Below are 16,993 nucleotides of genomic sequence, written 5' to 3'. Positions count from 1 at the left end.
GCCGCGGTTCGCCGGTGCCTGGGGACGACGACGGCTGCGAGAGCGTGTGGTGGCGAGCGTTGGTGTCACGTCCCGTACAACCGTCCGGGGCGGGCGGGCATTCCCTAGACTTCCGGCCCATGGCTGGCAAGGGCACCCCGGCGACGGCGTTGTTGGGCAAGCAGAAGGTGGCGCACACGCTGCACGCGTACGACCACGACCCGCGCGCGGAGTCGTACGGCCTGGAGGCGGTGGAGGCCCTCGGCCTGGACCGGGCGAGGGTGTTCAAGACCCTGGTCGCCGAGGTCGACGGCCGGTTGGTGGTCGGCGTGGTCCCGGTCACGGGCCAGCTCGACTTGAAGGCGCTGGCGGCGGCGTCGGGCGGCAAGAAGGCGAAGATGGCCGACCCGGCGGCGGCCCAGCGGGCGACGGGGTACGTGCTGGGCGGGATCTCGCCGCTGGGCCACCGGAGCCGGCTCCCGGTGGTGATCGACGCTTCGGCACCGACGTTCGAGACGGTGTTCTGTTCGGCGGGGCGGCGGGGACTCGAGGTGGAGCTGGCGCCGTCGGAACTGATCCGGCTGACGGGTGCGGTGGTGGCGCCGATCGCGGCCTGACCAGCGGGTTCAGGCCAGGATCAAGCCGACCGCGCCCGCCAGCATCGCCCAGGTCACGAAGCGGTATTTGCGGTGGGCCGCCTTCGAAAGGGCCCAGATGTGCTGGGCGAGGTTCTCGGCCAGGCGATCGGGGTCACCGAGGATCGCCTGCGCGGCCGTCCGGTAGTCCCCGGCCGACGTGAAGGCGGCGATGGTCCCGTAGTGGGCGATGGAACGGGTTTTCAGCCACTTCGCCCGTGGAACCACCGTCCAGATGGCCAGGAGAACGCAGCGTGCGCCACAGGTCGTCGTGCACAGCGTCGTGTCCCACGCTGGGAGCTGACGGACCGGACCTGCGGGTTCAGGCCAGCGGGCGCAGCACCCGCGACAGCCACTCCGTCGCCGCCCGCGAGACGCCCTCCAGGTCCTTCGACAGGCTGTGGTCGCCCTCGACCACCACGATCTCGTGGTGCGGCCCCGCCGAGGGGCGCCCGAACGGGTCGTTCTCCCCCTGCACCACCAGCACCGGGACCTCGACCGCGTCCAGTTCCGGCTGGCGCGTCTTCTCCGGCTTCCCAGGCGGGTGCTCCGGGAACGCCAGGCACAGCACCGCCACCGCCTGGCCCTGCGCAGCCGTCCGGCAGGCCACCCGCGCGCCCGACGACCGCCCGCCGAACACGAACGGGAGGGCGTCGAAGCGCTCCGAGAGGTCGTCCGCGATCGTCAGCCACGCCGTGTCCAGCTGGTTCGCCGGGGCCGGGGCGCGGCGGCCCGCCACCCGGTACGGCTGCTCGACCAGCGCCACGTGGACGCCGGCCGCCTGGGCCGCGCGCGTCACCGCCACGAGGTCCTTCGCGCCGAGGCCGCCGCCCGCGCCGTGGCCGAGCATCAGCACCGCCTCGCCCTCCTCGGCGCAGTGCAGGTACGCCCGCGCCGGGCCGTAGGCGGTGCCGATCTCGAGGGCCGTCATGAGAAGAGGGTGCCCTCGTGCGCCGGGTCGACGCGCTCCAGCAGCTCGGGCCCGTTGTTGCGGACGTTGTTGACCTTGGTCGAGATCGGCCGCAGCTCCAGCGACGCGACGATGTCGTCCGGCGTCGGCACCAGCAGGTCCTTGACGTCCTCGCGGTCGGGGTCGAGCCAGCCGTCCCAGTGCGACTTCGGCACGATCAGCGGCATCCGGTGGTGGACGTCGGTGAGCTGCCCGGCCGCGTCGGTCGTGATGATCGAGAACGTGATCAGCGGCGCCGCGTCCTTGTCGTCCTTCGGGTGCCAGCTCTCCCAGATCCCGCCGAACGCGATCGACGAGTCGTCCGGGGCCGTCATGTAGAACGGCTCCTTCTCCTTGCCCGTGCGGCGCCACTCGAACCAGCCGTCGGCGGGCACCAGGCAGCGGCGGGACACCAGCGCGCGGCGGAAGGCGGGCTTCTCGGCGGCGGTCTCGGCGCGCGTGTTGATCATCCGCGAGCCGACCGACGGGTCCTTGGCCCAGAACGGCACCAGGCCCCACTTCATGATCCGCAGCGAGCGCTCGGCGGGCTCGTCCTCGAGGACCTGGCCGTCTTCGTCACGCGGGTGCCGCTGCACGACCGTGACGACGTTCTTCGTCGGCGCGACGTTGTGGTCCGCGCGCGCGTGGCCTTCGGTGAGGTCGATCGCCTCGAACTCCTCGATCAGCTTCGCCGGGTCCTTCGTGGCGGCGTAGCGGCCGCACATGCGCCTACCTCCTCGTGCCGGCTGCATCCGGGACGCCATCGTTACACGCAGGCCAGGGCCGTGGCGAGCGACGTGGGATCATTCGGGTGGGCACCGGTGCACGAGAGGACGAAGGTTTGGCGCGCAACGACTGGAGCAAGCTGGACGAGTCCGACGTCCGCGTGCGTCCGAGCAAGGGCACCCGCCCCCGCAGCAAGCGCCGTCCCGAGCACGCCGACGCCGTCTCCGCGATGGTCATCGGCAAGGACCGCGGGCGCTGGACCTGCGCGATCGACGCCGACCCCGAACGGGTGATCACCGCGATGCGCGCCCGCGAGATGGGCCGGACACCGGTGGTCGTCGGCGACCTCGTCGCCGTGGTCGGGGACGTCTCCGGCAAGCCCGACACCCTCGCGCGGATCGTCCGGGTCGACGAGCGCACGAGCTCGCTGCTGCGCACGGCCGACGACACCGACCCGTACGAGCGGCTGGTCGTCGCCAACGCCGAACGCCTGCTGATCGTCACCGCGCTGGCCGACCCGCCGCCGCGCACCGGCTTCATCGACCGCTGCCTGGTCGCCTGCTACGCGGGCGGCGTCGAGCCGGTGCTGTGCCTGACCAAGGCCGACCTGGCCAGCCCGGACGAGCTGCTGGCCGGGTACGCGGGGCTCGACGTCCCGGTGATCGTCAGCCGCTTCGACGAGCAGCCCGAGGGCCTCGACGAGCTGCTGAAAGACCGCGTGACGGCGCTCGTCGGACACTCCGGGGTCGGCAAGTCGACATTGGTCAACCGGCTGGTGCCCGCCGCCGGGCTGGCCGTCGGCGTGGTCAGCTCGGTCGGCAAGGGGCGGCACACGTCCGTGGCGGCGGTGGCGCTGCCGCTCCAGAACGGCGGCTGGGTGATCGACACGCCCGGCGTGCGCTCGTTCGGGCTGGCCCACGTCACCGCGGACGACATCGTCGACGCCTTCGAGGAGTTCGCCGCGGCCGCCGAGGAGTGCCCGTCGGGCTGCGGGCACCTCGGCCCGCCCGAGGACCCCGGCTGCGCGCTCGACGACGTCGTCACCGACGGCACGGCGAGCGCCGAGCGGCTCGCGTCGCTGCGGCGCCTACTGGCCTCGCGCGGCGGCCACGACGTGACCCGGCCCACGGAGTCCTGAGGCAACCGGGAACCGAACGCGGATCGTCACCGTCACAGAGGTAATGATTCGCCCGTTCGGGCGATATGCCCAGCGGAAGATCCGATCCTGAGGGGATGTACATGCGCAAGACCACCCTGGTCGCGGCCGGTGCCGCGCTGGTTCTGACGCTGACGGCGTGCAGCGGCAACTCCACCACGGGCACCGCCGCCCCGGCCGGCGAGCAGTCGCAGTCCGGTGGCAGCAGCAGCGGCCTCGCTTCGCCGTTCACCGACGCGTTCCAGCTGGCGTCGGCGTCGAAGCAGGGCACCGAGAAGTCCAAGTCGGCGAAGTTCACCATGGAGGGCTCCGCCGCCGGCCAGACCATGAGCGCCACCGGCGCGATGGCCTTCGACGGCGCGAACACGAAGTTCTCGATGACGAGCACCGCGGCCGGCCAGACCACCGAGATGCGCATGGTCGACAAGGTCATGTACCTCAAGCTGCCCGCCGACCAGCAGAAGCAGATGGGCACCGACAAGGCGTGGGCCAAGATCTCGGCCGACGGCACCGACCCGATCTCGCAGGCGATGGGGAGCGCGCTCTCGCAGTCGGCGGAGCAGAGCGACCCGAGCAAGATCCTGGAGCAGGTCTCCAAGGCGGGCCGGATCATCTCGTCCGACCAGACCGAGCTGAACGGCGAGCAGGTCAACCACTACAAGGTCGAGCTCGACGTGGCCAAGGCCATCGACCAGTTCACCGGCCAGGTCCCGGCCGCCGCGCGCGACCAGATCAACGAGAAGCTCAAGGGCAAGGACCTCAAGATCCCGGCCGAGCTGTGGCTGAACAAGGACAACCTGCCGGTGCAGGTCACCATGGACCAGGGCGCGATGATGCAGGCGCTGGGCGCGCCGGCCGGCGACGCGAAGTTCACGATGAAGTACAGCGACTGGGGCACCCAGGTCGACGTGACGGCCCCGCCGGCCGAGCAGGTCGTCGACCTCGGCGAGCTGATGAAGAAGGCCGGTCGCTGACCGGAAAACTCTGAGTAGCAGCGGCTCCCCCGAACGGGTTCGGGGGAGCCGCTGTGTTTTTGTTGGCGCCATGCGCAAAGCCGCCGTGGTGCTGCTGGTCGTCCTGCTCGCCGGCTGCTCCGGTTCGCCACCCCCGGCCGCGTTCACCGACGCGCGGGCACTGGCCGACGCCGCGACGGCGGCCACCACGAGCGGCGGCTCGGCGAAGTTCGCCGCGGACGTCGCCGTCGGCTCGGTCCGGTCGAAGGGCCAGGGCCAGGCGCGCTTCGGTGCGGGCGGGATGTCCCAGGTGATGACGACCGACTTCCTCGGCGAGCCGCTGGAGCTGCGCCTGGTGGCCGGCAAGCTGTACGCGAAGGTGCCGGAGGGTTCGCGCGACGAGGTCGGCGCGGACAAGCCGTGGGTGCTGGTCGCGGCGGACGGCAGCGACCCGTTCTCCCAGGTGCTCGGCAGCAGCCTGACGCAGCTGGCGGCGCAGAACGACCCGGCGCACACCCTGGGCGAGATCCGGACGGCGGGCACGATCGTCTCGTCGGAACGCACGCAGCTCGACGGCGTGGCGGCGGAGCACTACCGCGTCGAGCTGGACCTGGCCCGCCTGGGCACCGACCTGCCCGCGGGCCTGCCCCCGGAGTCGGCGGGCCGGCTCGGCAAGTTCCCGGTGGAGCTGTGGCTCGACGACACCCACCGGCCGCTCCGGATCGTGCTGGACCTGACCCCGATCCTGCCGGGCTCCGAGGCCCGCATCACCACGCGCTATTCGGACTGGGGCACGCCCGTCGACGTCCAGCCGCCGCCCCCGGGCGAAGTGGGGTAGTCACGTTTCGGCTCGCTGCCTCGTCCGTTCTCCGACGAAGGGAGAAGGACATGCGGGTGCTGGTGATCGGGGCGACGGGTGTGCTGGGCAGGCCGGCGGTGACGCGGCTGCTGGCCGGCGGCCATGAGGTGAGCGGTCTGGCCAGTGCGGCTTCGCGCGTGCCGGCGGTGTCGGCGACGGGTGCCCGGCCGGTGGAAGGCGACTTGTTCTCGGCCGATTCGCTGGTCGCGGCGTTGCGCGGCCACGACGCGGTCGTGAACCTGGCCACGCGGATTCCGGCGAAGGTGACGAGCAAGGCGGCGTGGGCGCTGAACGACCAGGTCCGCCGTGCGGGGAGCGCGGCTCTGGCGGCGGCGGTCCGGCAGGTCGAAGAGGTGCGGATCGTGGTCCAGGAGGGGATCTCGTTCGTGTACGCCGACGGGGGTTCGGCGCTGCTGACGGAGGAGGCTCCGCTGCGTCCGGGCGTGGTTACGGCGTCTTCGGTCGAGGCGCACTCGAACGTGGCGGCGTTGACGGACCGCACGGTGGTGCGGCTTCGGATCGGCACGCTGCTGGGTCCGGACCCGATGACGTCGGCCCTGCTCGCGGCCGCCCGCCGAGGTGGGCCACTGATCATGGGCGCACGCACGGACTGGACGACGGCGATCCACCCATCGGACGCGGCCGCGGCCGCGGTGGCGGCGTTGGAGGCGCCCTCGGGGGTTTACAACGTGGGCGCGCCACCGTTGCTGAAGGCCGATCTGGGCGCGGCGATGGCCGCGGCGGCCGGGGTGCGCCGGGCGCGGGCGTTGCCCAAGTGGCTGGTGTCGCGGATCCCGCTGGCGGAACCGATGGGGCGCTCGCAGCGGGTGGATTCCACGAAGCTGGTGGACGCGACCGGCTGGAAGTGCGAACGCCCGGTGCCGGGCCCGGACTGGTTCACCGAGGACTGATCCCCGAGTTGTCCACAGGTGAACCCACCTGTGGACAACTCAGAGCAGCTCCAGCAAGAACGGCAGTTCCTGCGGCGCGTACCAAGCCAGCTCGTGATCCTCGGCATCGCCCAAAGTGAACTCCGCGTCCGGGTCCCCCAGGTCCGCCGCGTCGATCACCGCGGCCGCCGCCGATACCGCTTCGGCGGCCTCCGGTGCGTCCACGTGGATCGCCGCCACCGCCGACAGCGGGATCGGGCCGCCGATGCGGACCACCGGGGCGTCCAGGTCCGGACGCAAAGTCAGCCCCTCGACGTCCGCCGAAATCACCACCCGGCGGGGTTCGCCCTTCTCCTCCGCCGCGATCAGGCGCAGGGAGGCGCGGGCCGCGTCCAGCAGGGCCGCGTACTCCAGCTCCTCGTCGGACCCGCTCACGTACGCCTCGCGCAACGCCGGCGTCAGCGCGAACGCCGTTCCGCTGCGGGCGCGGAACTCGCCCGACGACTCGAGGTCGCGAAGCATCGCGATCGTCGCAGGCAGATAGACCCTCACCAGTGCGCACCCTTCAGCTCTTCCAAGGATTCTTCGATCATCCCGGCCAGCAGGTCGACGTCGAAGGCGGCCTTGCGGTCGCCGTTCAGTCCGAAGTAGACGCCGCCGTGGTAGGACGTCACCCCGATCGCCAGCGCCTGGGTGCGCATCAGCGGCATCACCGGGAACATCTCGACCAGTCTGGCCTCTCCCGCGTACATCGGCACCTGCGGGCCCGGCGAATTGGTCACCATGACGTTGAAGATGCGCCCCGACAGCGACCCCGCCGCTCGCGCGCCGAGCGAATGGAGCGTAGCCGGGGCGAAGCCGCCGACCTTGAGCAGGCCGCGCGCCGCCACCGAACGGCCCGAGTCCAGGTGCTCGGCCATCGCGTGGCCGATGTGCTGCAGGCGCAGCACCGGGTTCGGCTCGCCGACCGGCAGGTCGACCAGGTACGCGGCCACCTGGTTGCCGATCAGCGCCGGCGTCGAGAACTCGGCCGTCTCCGCGTCGCGGACCGCCAGCGGCACCAGCGCGCGGATCGTCGTGTGCGGGGTCAGCGGCTCCTCGCGCGAAAGCAGCCATTCGCGCAGCGCGCCCGTGATCGCCGCGAGGACGACGTCGTTGACCGTGCCGCCGTGCGCCGCGCGGATCTTGCGGTAGTCCTCCAGCCGCGTCCGGACCACGGAGAACACGCGGCCGCCGGACACCCGGACGTTCAGCGGGCCGGTCGGCGCCGGCCGCACCAGCGTGCGCAGCGTCGACGCCACGCCACCGACCGTCTCGGCGAACTTGCCCGCCGCCGCGAAGGCGTCGTTCGCCGCCGAGCGGACGTTCTCGACGACCTCGCCCGGCCGCTGGACGCCCTCGCTGACCGCGTCCAGCACCAGTTGCGTGCGGCTCGGCTCGCGCCGCGGCGTCCAGATGTCCTCGAACGGCTCCGGCTCGGCCGGCGTCGGGTCGAGGATGAGCTGGCCGAGCTCGATCGTGCCGACACCGTCCACAACGGACTGGTGGGTCTTCGTCACCAGCGCGACGCGGTCGCCGGCCAGCCCCTCGATGAAGTACGCCTCCCAGAGCGGCCGCTCCGGCGCCAGCCGCCGCGACATCAGCCGCGCGACCAGGTCGAACAGCTGCTCGTCGCTGCCCGGCTGCGGGAGCGCCGAGCGCCGGACGTGGTAGTTGAGGTCGAAGTCGACGTCGTCCACCCACACCGGCCGCGCGAGGTGGCCCGGCACCTCGGCCACGCGCTGCCGGTAGCGCGGCAGGTACGCCAGCCGCGCGCCGATGAGGTCGAGCAGCTGCGCGTAGCCGAACCCGGACCGGGGCCGCTCGAAGATCGCCACCCCGCCGACGTGCATCGGCGTCGCGTGGTCCTCGACGTAGAGGAACGAGGCGTCCAGCGCGGAAAGGCGGTCGGGCATGGGCCGATCCTTACACAATGCGAGACTGCCGGGTGTGGGTGATGAGTCGACGATCTCGCCGAAGGACCGCTTCCTGACCGTGTACGGCCGCAAGCCGGTGCTCGAAGCGCTGGCGGACGACGGCCTGCGGGTGGACAAGGTGATCCTCGCCGACACCGCCCGCGGTCCGGGCGCGGCCGAGATCCAGCGCGCCGCGAAGGACGCCGGCGTGCCGGTGCAGCGCGCCAGCGCGCACCGGGTCAAGGTGCTCGCCGGCAACGGCAAGCAGGACCAGGGCGTGCTCGCCGACGTCGTCGCGCCGCGGATGCGCGCGCTTTCCGCGGCGCTGGCCGACCGGCGGCCGCCGTCGCGGGTGCTGCTGCTGGACGGCATCACCACCCCGGCGAACGTCGGCATGATCCTGCGGACGGCGACCGCCGCCGGACTCGAGGGCGTGATCGTGCCGCGCCGCGGCGTCGCGGCGCTGGACCCGCTGGTGGTCAAGGCTTCGGCCGGGGTCGCGTTCCGCGCCCCGGTGCTGCGCTGCGGCTCCGCGCGCGAAGCGGCGGAGCTGCTCACCGAAGCCGGCTACGCGCTCTACGCACTCGGCGCTTCGGCGCGCACCACGGTGTTCGACGTCGACCTGCCGCAGCGCGCGGCGTTCGTCCTCGGCGGCGAGACGGCCGGCGTCGGCGGAGAAGTCGGCGAGCTCGTCACGGAATGGGTGTCGATTCCCATGCCCGGTGACGTCGAGTCGCTGAACGTCTCGGCCGCCGCGGCGGTCTTGTCATTCGAATTGGTGCGCCGCACCCGCTGACTACTCAGCCGTCCGGGAACAACACGTTCAGTTCGGAGAGCGTCTCTTCGACCGACCGGTGGTGCACGCCGACCATGCCCGCCTGCACGGCGCCGCGGATGTTCGTCGCGGAGTCGTCGACGAACGCGCAGCGCACGGCGGGCAGGCCGAGGCGGTCCGCCGCGATCAGGTAGACCGCCGGGTCCGGCTTGGCCACCCCGACCTCGCCGGAAAACACCAGGGCGTCGAAGTAGTCGAACATCGTGTTCTTGACCTCGGCCGACGCCCCGGGGGCGTTCGACAGGAGCGCGGTGCGGACGCCTCGCTCGCGCGCGGCCGCCAGGTAGTCGTAGAACCGGCCGGCATCGGGGTCGGTGAGAACTCCGGCGAAATCGACCAATAGCCCTTTCAGCACCCGGCACACCATAGCCGGGCGGCAACCCGCTGTCTCGCATAGCGCAACACTGCCGAGGATTCCTCCGCTTCGGCGGATCTCGCCCGGATTGTGCGATTCCCGTCGCCTTTCCGGCCCGTTCCCGCCTCTAAGCGGCGGAGGTGGGGAAATGCCGAGTCCAGGAGGGGACGAAATGATCGAGGAACACCGCCTGCGAACGCTCATCCACTGCGAAGCCGCCAGGAAGGCGGACCCGCCGCCGTCGGTGACACCACTGGAACACCGCCGCGGCGGCGCCCGGTGCCCGGCGCCCCGGCAGCTCGAAGCGAGCGAGGTGGGCCGCGTGCTGACCATGCTGCTGGAGGCATACGACGGCCGCCGCCCGGCGACGCAGGTGCGCGCGCTGGTGGCGCCGGAGGTGTACGCGGGGTTCAGCGGTCCCAGTAGGACACGGCCGCGCCACCGGACGCAGACGATCCACACGTGCACCCCGGCCCCGGACGTGATCGAGGCGTGCGCCCGGGTCGAGGCGGACGGCCGGTCGTTCGCTCTGGCGGCCCGGTTCACGCGGACACCGACGGGGTGGCGGTGCGTGCGCTTCGCGTTGTTGAAGCCGCAGCACCCGGGCACGCCGCTTCGCCGGGCGGCGTGAGCGAGGTGAGCGCGGCACGGTCACCGCCGGGGTGATGGGTGCGGCGGGGCTGGGTGGCGGGTCGGGTTCGGACCCGGCTCACCACCCACGAGCCGTCTGCCGGACCGGGCCGGCGGGTCAAGCAGGCGCCGGCCAACTCGCCCCGCGGACGGTCACTCGGCCGCGGCGGCGTAGGCCGCTTCGCCGGGCGCCGTGAGCGAGTGGGCGCGGCACAGTCACCGTCGAGGTGATGGGTGCGGCGGGACGGTGGTGGTGGGTCGAGTTCGAACTCGGCTCACCACTCACGAGCCGTCTGCCGGGCCGGCGGGACAAGCAGGCACCGGCCAACTCGGCCGCGGCGCAGGCCGCTTAGCCGGGCGCGTGAGCGAGGTGGGGGCGGCACGGTCACCACCGGGGCGATGAGTGCGGCGGGGTGGGCGGGGCTGGGTGGCGGGTCGAGTTCGAACTCGGCTCACCACTCACGAGCCGTCTGCCGGGCCGGCGGGACAAGCAGGCACCGGCCAACTCGCCCCGCGGACGGCCGCTCGGCCGCGGCGCAGGCCGCTTAGCCGGGCGCGTGAGCGAGGTGAGCGCGGCACGGTCACCGCCGGGGTGATGGGTGCGGCGGGGCTGGGTGGCGGGTCGGGTTCGGACTCGGCTCACACCCACGAGCCGTCTACCGGGCCGGGCCTGCGGGACAAGCAGGCCCGGCCAGCTCGCCCTGCGGGTGGAACCGCGCGGTGGCCTTCAGAGCGCGACCGGCAGCGTCGCCAAGCCGCGCAGGGTCGTCGTCGGGTTCCACTCCGGCGTGCCCGCCAGCCTCAAGTCCGGGAGCCGCCGGGCCAGTTCGCGGAACACGATGCGGCCCTCCAGCCTCGCCAGCGGGGCGCCCAAGCAGAAGTGGATTCCCTGGCCGAACGCCAAGTGACGGGCCGTCGGCCGGGCTGGGTCGAAGTCGTCCGGATCGGGGCTCGCCGCCGGGTCGCGGTTGGCCGCGCCCAGCACGATGATCACCTGGCTGCCCGCGGGGATCCGCACCTCGCCGAGCGTCGTGTCGCGCAGGGCCGTGCGGGCCGTCAGCTGGACCGGTGAGTCGTAGCGCAGCACCTCCTCCACCACCCGGTCCGGCGCGGCCGCCGCGGCTCGCACACCGTCCTGGTGGTTCAGGAGCGCCAGGACGCCGTTGCCGATGAGGTTCGTCGTCGTCTCGTGGCCCGCGATCAGCAGCAGCGTGAGCGTCACCAGCAACTCGCCTTCGGTGAGGACGTCGCCCGCGTCGGAAACCGCCACCAGTGCCGACAGCAGGTCCTCCCCCGGCTCGCTCCGGCGCCGGGCCGCCAGCTCGCGGAAGTAGCCGACGAACGACTGCCGCGCCTTCACCGCCGGCTCGATCGTGTCCGGGTGCTGCAGGAACGGCGGGTCCAAGGCCCTGGCCATCGCGTGCGACCACGCCGCGAACTGCTCGCGGTCGTCCAGCGGGACGCCCAGCAGCTCCGCGATCACCTCCACCGGCAACGGCTTCGCGAGCGACGTCATCAGGTCGAACGAGCTGCCGACGCCGTCGAGGAGCGACGCTGTGAGCGCCTCGATCCGCGGCGCCAGCTGCTCCACCATCCGCGGCGTGAACGCTTTCGCCACCAGGCGCCGCAGCCGCGTGTGGTCGGGCGGGTTCAGCGAAAGAAACGCCCGGACCACGCGTCCTGACTCGTCGACCGGCTGGTCCGGGAGGCGGTCCGCCGGGTCCAGGTACTCGGGTTCCGGGTGGCCGAACGCCGGGTCGCGCAGCACCTGCGTGGCTTCCGCGATGCCGCTGACGGCGAACATCTGCGGCGCCAGCGCCGCGACCGGCCACCGCGAGCGCCACCGCCCGTAGCCCGGGTACGGGTCAGGCCGGCGATCGGCGCCGAACAGCGCGAAGAACTCCTGCGGCTCCGCCGCGACCTGCGTCATGACAACCCCCGTTCACGACACCGGGGCGCGTGGCTCGGCCACGCGCCCCGGTGTGCACACCCGACGTCAGCGACGCGGGCCCTTCTTGCCCTTCTTCTGCGCGTCGCGCTGCGCGGCGCGGCGATCCCGGCGGGTGCCCCCGCCGCCACCACCGCCCGCGGCCTGCGCGCCGCCCTCGGCGTGGGACTCGACCTCGCCGTCCTCACCCGGACCGGACAGCGTCACCCCCGGCTGCTGGCCACCGCCGCCGAGGCCCTTGCCGCGCAGGGCCGCCGGGACGGACTCGGTGTCGGTCGTCGGCGGCTGCGGCGGCGCCGGCCGCGCGTGCCGGCCTTCGGCCGCCTGGCCGTTGCCGGCGGCGACGCCCGTCGGCAGCGCCGCGGCTTCCTCCGCCGGCGGCGCCTCGGCCCGCTCGACCTGCAGGTTGAACAGGAAGCCGACGGCCTCCTCCTTCAGCGAGTCGAGCATCGCGCGGAACATGTCGAAGCCTTCGCGCTGGTACTCGATCAGCGGGTCGCGCTGCGCGAGCGCCCGCATGCCGATGCCCTGCTTGAGGTAGTCCATCTCGTACAGGTGCTCGCGCCACTTGCGGTCGAGGACCGTCAGCATCACCTGGTGCTCCAAGGTCCGCATGCCGTCCGGCCCGACGAGCGCGTTGATCTCCGCTTCGCGCTTGTCGTAGGCGTTGCGGGCGTCCTGGACCAGCGCCTCGCGCAGGGTGGTCTCGTCGAGGTCGCCGTCCTCCATGAGGTCGTCCCAGTCGACGCTCACCGGGTACAGCGTCTTCAACGCCGTCCACAGCTTCTCGTGGTCCCAGTCCTCGGCGTAGCCGTTGGCCGTCGCACCGTCCACATAGGCGTTGACGACGTCGACGAGCATGCCCTCGATCTGCTCGCGCATGTTCTCGCCGGCGAGCACGCGGTGGCGCTCGGCGTAGATCACCTTGCGCTGCTCGTTCATGACCTCGTCGTACTTGAGGACGTCCTTGCGCTGCTCCATGTTGATCTGCTCGACCTGGGTCTGCGCGCTCTTGATGGCCTTGGAGACCATCTTGTGCTCGATCGGCACGTCGTCGGGCAGCCGCATGGTCGTCATGACGCGCTCGACCATGGTCGCGTTGAAGCGGCGCATGAGCTCGTCACCGAGCGAGAGGTAGAAGCGGGACTCGCCCGGGTCGCCCTGGCGGCCGGACCGGCCGCGGAGCTGGTTGTCGATGCGGCGCGACTCGTGCCGCTCGGTACCCAGCACGTACAGGCCGCCGGCCTCGCGGACCTCTTCGGCCTCGGCCTTCGACTCCGCCTTGACCTGCTCCAGGACCTCGGGCCACGCGGCCTCGTACTCCTCGGAGTGCTCGACCGGGTCCAGGCCCCGCTCGCGCAGCACGTGGTCGGCGATGAGGTCGGGGTTGCCGCCGAGCACGATGTCGGTACCGCGGCCCGCCATGTTCGTGGCGACCGTGACGGCGCCCTTCTGGCCGGCGCGGGCGACGATCAGCGCCTCCCGGTCGTGGTGCTTCGCGTTCAGCACCTCGTGCGGCACGCTCAGCTTCACCAGCAGCTTCGACAGCCGCTCGGACTTCTCGACGCTCGTCGTGCCGACCAGGACCGGCTGGCCCTTCTCGTGCCGCTCGGCGATGTCCTCGGCGACCGCCTCGTACTTCGCGTCTTCGGTCTTGTAGATCAGGTCGGGCTGGTCGGCGCGGACCATCGGCCGGTTCGTCGGGATCGGCACCACACCCAGCTTGTAGGTCTGGTGGAACTCGGCGGCCTCGGTCTCGGCCGTACCGGTCATGCCGGCCAGCTTCTTGTAGAGGCGGAAGTAGTTCTGCAGCGTGATCGTCGCGAGGGTCTGGTTCTCGGCCTTGATCTCGACCTTTTCCTTGGCCTCGATCGCCTGGTGCATGCCCTCGTTGTAGCGGCGGCCGGCCAGGATGCGCCCGGTGAACTCGTCGACGATCATGACTTCGCCGTTGCGGACGATGTAGTCCTTGTCCTTGTGGAAGAGCTCCTGGACCTTCAGCGCGTTGTTCAGGTACCCGACCAGCGGCGTGTTCGCGGCCTCGTACAGGTTCTCGATGCCGAGCTGGTCCTCGACGAAGCGGACGCCCTTCTCCGTGACGGCGACGGTGCGCTTCCGCTGGTCGACCTCGTAGTGGTACTTCGAGTTGATCAGGTTCGTCTTCTCGACGCGCTCGCGCGAGCCCATCGTGGTGGTGTCGATGCCCTGCATCAGCGGCGCGAGCCGGGCGAACTCGACGTACCAGCGCGACGACTGGTCCGCCGGGCCCGAGATGATCAGCGGCGTCCGGGCCTCGTCGATGAGGATCGAGTCCACCTCGTCGACCACGGCGAAGTTGTGCCCGCGCTGCACGCAGTCGTCGAGGCTCCACGCCATGTTGTCGCGCAGGTAGTCGAAGCCGAACTCGTTGTTCGTGCCGTAGGTGATGTCGGCGTTGTACTGGGAGCGCCGCACGTCCGGCTGCTGCTCCGAGAGGATGACGCCGACCTCGAGGCCGAGGAAGCGGTGGATGCGGCCCATCCACTCCGAGTCGCGTTTGGCGAGGTAGTCGTTCGTCGTGACGACGTGGACGCCCTTGCCGGGGATCGCGTTGAGGTAGGCGGGGAGGACGCAGGTGAGCGTCTTGCCTTCACCGGTCTTCATCTCGGCGACCTGACCGAGGTGCAGGGCCGCACCGCCCATCAGCTGGACGTCGAAGTGCCGCTGGCCGAGCACCCGCTTGGCGGCCTCCCGGACGACCGCGAAGGCCTCCGGCAACAGGTCGTCGAGGGACTCGCCGTCGCTGTTCCGCTTGCGGAACTCCTCGGTCTTGGCCCGCAGCTCGGCGTCGGTCAGGTCCTTGACGTCGTCTTCGAGGGTGTTGATGTGATCGGCGATGTTGCGCAGCCGCTTCACCATCTTGCCCTCGCCCGCGCGGAGCAGGCGGTTCAGCACCATCCGGTCGACCTCACTAGCTGAATATGAGCACGCCCAGGCCGGTCCCGGGCAGGTTCTCCCGCGGTGGCCGCCGTGTTCGGCGCCACCTTCCCACCCCCATCGTAGGGAACGGTGGCCGTCGTGTGCACACGCCGTACGTCCTGACATGCGGAGGGCCCGCACGCGAGCGCGTGCGGGCCGTCCGCAGAGGCCTCCTTAGAGCCGGCTCAGCCGAGCCGGATCACGCCGTAGTCGAAGCCTTTCCGCCGGTAGACCACGCTGGGCCGGCCCGCTTCGGAGTCGTTGAAGAGGTAGAAGTCGTGGCCGACCAGTTCCATCTCGTAGAGAGCCTGGTCCACCGTCATGGGCTCCGCGGTGTGCTGCTTCTCGCGAACGACGCGACCGGGCTGGTGACCGAGGTCGTCGTCGGCCCAGCTCTGCTGCTGGGGCAGGTGTACCTCGTCGGCACTCGCGAAGCCGTTCGTCTGCGGCAGGGCTTCGGGTGCTTCCAACACCGCGGTACTCGCGGCGGGACTGGCTGCGGCCGGGGATCCGCCACCGGGCAGCATCGAGGTCGCTTCGGCGACCGATTCCGGGCGGCTGCGCCCGTAGTGCACACGCCTCCGGTCGTGTGTCCTCCGCAGCCGGTTTTCCAGCTTCGTGACTGCGGAATCAAGCGCTGCGTAGAAGTCGGCGGCACACGCTTCAGCGCGTACGGCCGGGCCCCGCCCCTTTCCGGTGATTTCGACGCGCTGGCAGCTCTTGGCCTGGCGTCGGTTGGGTTCGTGGAACAGTTCCACGTCGTACCGGATGACTTTCCTGTCGTAGCGCTCGAGCCGGGCCAGCTTTTCACTGACAAGCGCCCGATAGTGGTCGGGCACCTCCACGTTGCGGCCCTTAACGACGATGTCCATACACGACCTCCCTCGCTTCGATGACTGCGAGCTGTTGTGTTTTCACACGGCGCCGGTATTGCGGGGACGGAAGCCCGGATCGCGGGCCGAGAAGGAACTCGGGAACGGTTCACGACGTCTCGTGCCGAAAGCCCGAGCGCGGACTCAGCGCACCTCCGGCGCCAGGGACATGGGCTCGTCACCTCCCTGCCTGCGGGGATTGCTGATAGCGGAGCACGTTAGCTTCCTCACGCCCGTTGCAACAGCCCCCGAGCCGGGGGATGTCGAGGAATGAGACTCCGTCACCCCGCGCAGTGATCGCGGGATGAACACCAGAAAACACCCGCTGGTCGGACGCGGTGCCTTGATCGTCCGTTCACACGGACGGCGCACCACTGTCTGCAGGTCGACGCCGAGGGTGACGGCCTCGTCCGGCACAGCCGCCACCCCGGTGGAGTGGTGTGGCAGCCGAGTGGTCGTGATCGACACCCTCATGCCCGGACAACGGCCGCCGAGGCGCTCGCGTTCCCGGCCGGTGTCACTCGTGTAGGTGACGGGTGGGTTCACCCGGGTGCGGGGCGTTCCGCGTGGAACCGGTACCGGTTTTTCTCGGTGGCGCGGGTACCCAGGTCCGTTGCGGGACTTCGGGTGTGCGTTTCCGCGGCCGCAGTGCCATGGTGGGGGCATGGACCCGCTGGACGCCGAGGCTTCGACACCCGCGCGCCGGGTGCTGCCCGGCCGGGGATTCACCCGGCCGAGAGCAGGGTCAGGACGGCGGAGACCGTGACCCCGGCCGCGGCCAGCGCCCTCGCGCAGGCGGCCGCGGTGGCGCCGGTCGTGACCACGTCGTCCAGCACCACGACCGGGTAGCCCGGCGGTGGGCGGCCGGCCTCGCGGAAGCGCAGGCGGCCGGCCAGGTTGGCGACCCGTTCCGCGCGGCCGAGGCCCACTGCGTCGCGGGCGCTGCCGGCCAGTTCGAGTGCCGGGGCGACGGCGACTTCGACGCCGCGGGCGGCCAGGGCTTCGGCGGCGGCGTTCGCGAGGCGCTCGATGTGCGGGCCGCCTCGGACTCGCGATGCCGAGGGACGGCTCGGTGCCGGGACCAGGGCCACGCGGGCCGGCGCGGAAGCGGATGGGCCGGCAACCTCGGCCGACGCCCGCGGTGGTGCCGCAGCCTCCCCCCACGCCCGCGACACGGATGCGGATGGGCCGGCAACCACGGCCGACGCCCGCGGTGGTGCCGCAGCCTCCCCCCACGCCCGCGACACGGATGCGGATGGGCCGGCAACCACGGCCGACGCCCGCGGTGGTGCC

At 71.7% G+C, this 16,993-nt stretch carries 17 protein-coding genes; 7 read left to right on the top strand and 10 right to left on the bottom strand.

Features of this window, described 5'->3' with window-relative positions; translation table 11 throughout:
* Positions 1-119: 119 nt before the first annotated feature.
* A complete protein-coding gene (gene ybaK / locus AB0B33_RS00585) occupies positions 120-596 on the top strand; it encodes a Cys-tRNA(Pro) deacylase (protein ID WP_247018857.1) in 477 nt (158 codons plus the stop codon).
* A gap of 9 nt (positions 597-605) precedes the next feature.
* Here ybaK and AB0B33_RS00580 read toward each other — a convergent pair whose 3' ends face one another.
* Genes AB0B33_RS00580 through AB0B33_RS00570 form a run of 3 tightly spaced genes read right to left on the bottom strand, consistent with a single transcriptional unit; the run spans position 606 to position 2,288 of the window.
* Entirely contained in the window at positions 606-893 is a 288-nt protein-coding gene (locus AB0B33_RS00580; protein WP_360766185.1) for a Pycsar system effector family protein, read from the bottom strand.
* Between the two features lie 43 nt (positions 894-936).
* The gene (locus AB0B33_RS00575; RefSeq protein WP_247018855.1) at positions 937-1,545 is read right to left on the bottom strand and encodes an alpha/beta family hydrolase; all 609 of its coding nucleotides are present in this window, start codon (positions 1,543-1,545) and stop codon (positions 937-939) included.
* On the bottom strand, positions 1,542-2,288 hold the full coding sequence (locus tag AB0B33_RS00570; RefSeq protein ID WP_247018854.1) for an SOS response-associated peptidase: 747 nt from the start codon (positions 2,286-2,288) through the stop codon (positions 1,542-1,544). The genes AB0B33_RS00575 and AB0B33_RS00570 overlap by 4 nt, the downstream gene beginning before the upstream one ends.
* Positions 2,289-2,404: 116 nt before the next feature.
* Between AB0B33_RS00570 and rsgA the strand changes: the two genes are divergently transcribed.
* From rsgA to AB0B33_RS00550, 4 genes are all read left to right on the top strand, one after another.
* On the top strand, positions 2,405-3,427 hold the full coding sequence (gene rsgA, locus AB0B33_RS00565) for a ribosome small subunit-dependent GTPase A (RefSeq protein ID WP_247018853.1): 1,023 nt from the start codon (positions 2,405-2,407) through the stop codon (positions 3,425-3,427).
* A gap of 101 nt (positions 3,428-3,528) precedes the next feature.
* Positions 3,529-4,419: an LppX_LprAFG lipoprotein gene (locus AB0B33_RS00560; RefSeq protein ID WP_360765045.1), complete on the top strand. Its 891-nt coding sequence runs from the start codon at positions 3,529-3,531 to the stop codon at positions 4,417-4,419.
* A 70-nt stretch (positions 4,420-4,489) separates the two neighbouring features.
* The gene (locus tag AB0B33_RS00555) at positions 4,490-5,236 is read left to right on the top strand and encodes a hypothetical protein (protein ID WP_360765042.1); all 747 of its coding nucleotides are present in this window, start codon (positions 4,490-4,492) and stop codon (positions 5,234-5,236) included.
* 50 nt (positions 5,237-5,286) lie between these two features.
* Positions 5,287-6,168 (top strand): NAD(P)-dependent oxidoreductase, encoded by an 882-nt coding sequence (locus AB0B33_RS00550; RefSeq protein WP_360765040.1) that lies wholly within the window; start codon positions 5,287-5,289, stop codon positions 6,166-6,168.
* 39 nt (positions 6,169-6,207) lie between these two features.
* On the opposite strand, the gene AB0B33_RS00545 is transcribed toward AB0B33_RS00550, so the two are convergent.
* Both AB0B33_RS00545 and AB0B33_RS00540 read right to left on the bottom strand, forming a co-directional pair.
* Positions 6,208-6,699 carry a hypothetical protein gene (locus tag AB0B33_RS00545; RefSeq protein WP_247018845.1) on the bottom strand — a complete coding sequence of 164 codons (492 nt, stop codon included), beginning with the start codon at positions 6,697-6,699 and terminating at the stop codon, positions 6,208-6,210.
* Positions 6,696-8,102, bottom strand: coding sequence for a wax ester/triacylglycerol synthase family O-acyltransferase (locus AB0B33_RS00540; protein WP_247018843.1), 1,407 nt, complete (start codon positions 8,100-8,102; stop codon positions 6,696-6,698). The genes AB0B33_RS00545 and AB0B33_RS00540 overlap by 4 nt, the downstream gene beginning before the upstream one ends.
* 34 nt (positions 8,103-8,136) lie before the next feature.
* Between AB0B33_RS00540 and AB0B33_RS00535 the strand changes: the two genes are divergently transcribed.
* Positions 8,137-8,898, top strand: a complete 762-nt coding sequence (locus AB0B33_RS00535) for an RNA methyltransferase (protein ID WP_247018842.1) — start codon at positions 8,137-8,139, stop codon at positions 8,896-8,898.
* 4 nt (positions 8,899-8,902) lie between these two features.
* On the opposite strand, the gene AB0B33_RS00530 is transcribed toward AB0B33_RS00535, so the two are convergent.
* Positions 8,903-9,277, bottom strand: a complete 375-nt coding sequence (locus AB0B33_RS00530; RefSeq protein WP_360766182.1) for an HAD-IA family hydrolase — start codon at positions 9,275-9,277, stop codon at positions 8,903-8,905.
* Positions 9,278-9,464: 187 nt separating this feature from the next.
* Here AB0B33_RS00530 and AB0B33_RS00525 point away from each other — a divergent pair, with 187 nt between their 5' ends.
* Entirely contained in the window at positions 9,465-9,923 is a 459-nt protein-coding gene (locus AB0B33_RS00525) for an Rv3235 family protein (RefSeq protein WP_360765035.1), read from the top strand.
* Positions 9,924-10,649: 726 nt separating this feature from the next.
* Here AB0B33_RS00525 and AB0B33_RS00520 read toward each other — a convergent pair.
* The 4 genes from AB0B33_RS00520 to AB0B33_RS00505 form a co-directional block, all read right to left on the bottom strand.
* A complete protein-coding gene (locus tag AB0B33_RS00520; protein ID WP_360765032.1) occupies positions 10,650-11,852 on the bottom strand; it encodes a cytochrome P450 in 1,203 nt (400 codons plus the stop codon).
* A gap of 66 nt (positions 11,853-11,918) precedes the next feature.
* On the bottom strand, positions 11,919-14,807 hold the full coding sequence (gene secA, locus AB0B33_RS00515) for a preprotein translocase subunit SecA (protein WP_360765029.1): 2,889 nt from the start codon (positions 14,805-14,807) through the stop codon (positions 11,919-11,921).
* A 206-nt stretch (positions 14,808-15,013) separates the two neighbouring features.
* Positions 15,014-15,700 carry a ribosome-associated translation inhibitor RaiA gene (gene raiA / locus AB0B33_RS00510; protein ID WP_247018838.1) on the bottom strand — a complete coding sequence of 229 codons (687 nt, stop codon included), beginning with the start codon at positions 15,698-15,700 and terminating at the stop codon, positions 15,014-15,016.
* 725 nt (positions 15,701-16,425) lie between these two features.
* Positions 16,426-16,791, bottom strand: a complete 366-nt coding sequence (locus AB0B33_RS00505) for a hypothetical protein (RefSeq protein ID WP_360765025.1) — start codon at positions 16,789-16,791, stop codon at positions 16,426-16,428.
* Between the last annotated feature and the right edge of the window lie 202 nt (positions 16,792-16,993).

The sequence above is a fragment of the Amycolatopsis sp. NPDC049159 genome (genome assembly GCF_040648295.1).
Lineage (GTDB): Bacteria > Actinomycetota > Actinomycetes > Mycobacteriales > Pseudonocardiaceae > Amycolatopsis > Amycolatopsis pretoriensis_A.
The sequence above is the reverse complement of the archived record's forward strand: the minus strand, read 5'-3'. Positions and strand labels throughout refer to the sequence as shown.

Coding starts and splice junctions, on each gene's coding strand:
- ybaK (WP_247018857.1), top strand. CDS start 120: ATGGCTGGCAAGGGCACCCCGGCGACGGCGTTGTTGGGCAAGCAGAAG.
- AB0B33_RS00570 (WP_247018854.1), bottom strand. CDS start 2,288: ATGTGCGGCCGCTACGCCGCCACGAAGGACCCGGCGAAGCTGATCGAG.
- AB0B33_RS00560 (WP_360765045.1), top strand. CDS start 3,529: ATGCGCAAGACCACCCTGGTCGCGGCCGGTGCCGCGCTGGTTCTGACG.
- AB0B33_RS00555 (WP_360765042.1), top strand. CDS start 4,490: ATGCGCAAAGCCGCCGTGGTGCTGCTGGTCGTCCTGCTCGCCGGCTGC.
- AB0B33_RS00575 (WP_247018855.1), bottom strand. CDS start 1,545: ATGACGGCCCTCGAGATCGGCACCGCCTACGGCCCGGCGCGGGCGTAC.
- AB0B33_RS00550 (WP_360765040.1), top strand. CDS start 5,287: ATGCGGGTGCTGGTGATCGGGGCGACGGGTGTGCTGGGCAGGCCGGCG.
- AB0B33_RS00540 (WP_247018843.1), bottom strand. CDS start 8,102: ATGCCCGACCGCCTTTCCGCGCTGGACGCCTCGTTCCTCTACGTCGAG.
- AB0B33_RS00520 (WP_360765032.1), bottom strand. CDS start 11,852: ATGACGCAGGTCGCGGCGGAGCCGCAGGAGTTCTTCGCGCTGTTCGGC.
- secA (WP_360765029.1), bottom strand. CDS start 14,807: ATGGTGCTGAACCGCCTGCTCCGCGCGGGCGAGGGCAAGATGGTGAAG.
- AB0B33_RS00525 (WP_360765035.1), top strand. CDS start 9,465: ATGATCGAGGAACACCGCCTGCGAACGCTCATCCACTGCGAAGCCGCC.
- raiA (WP_247018838.1), bottom strand. CDS start 15,700: ATGGACATCGTCGTTAAGGGCCGCAACGTGGAGGTGCCCGACCACTAT.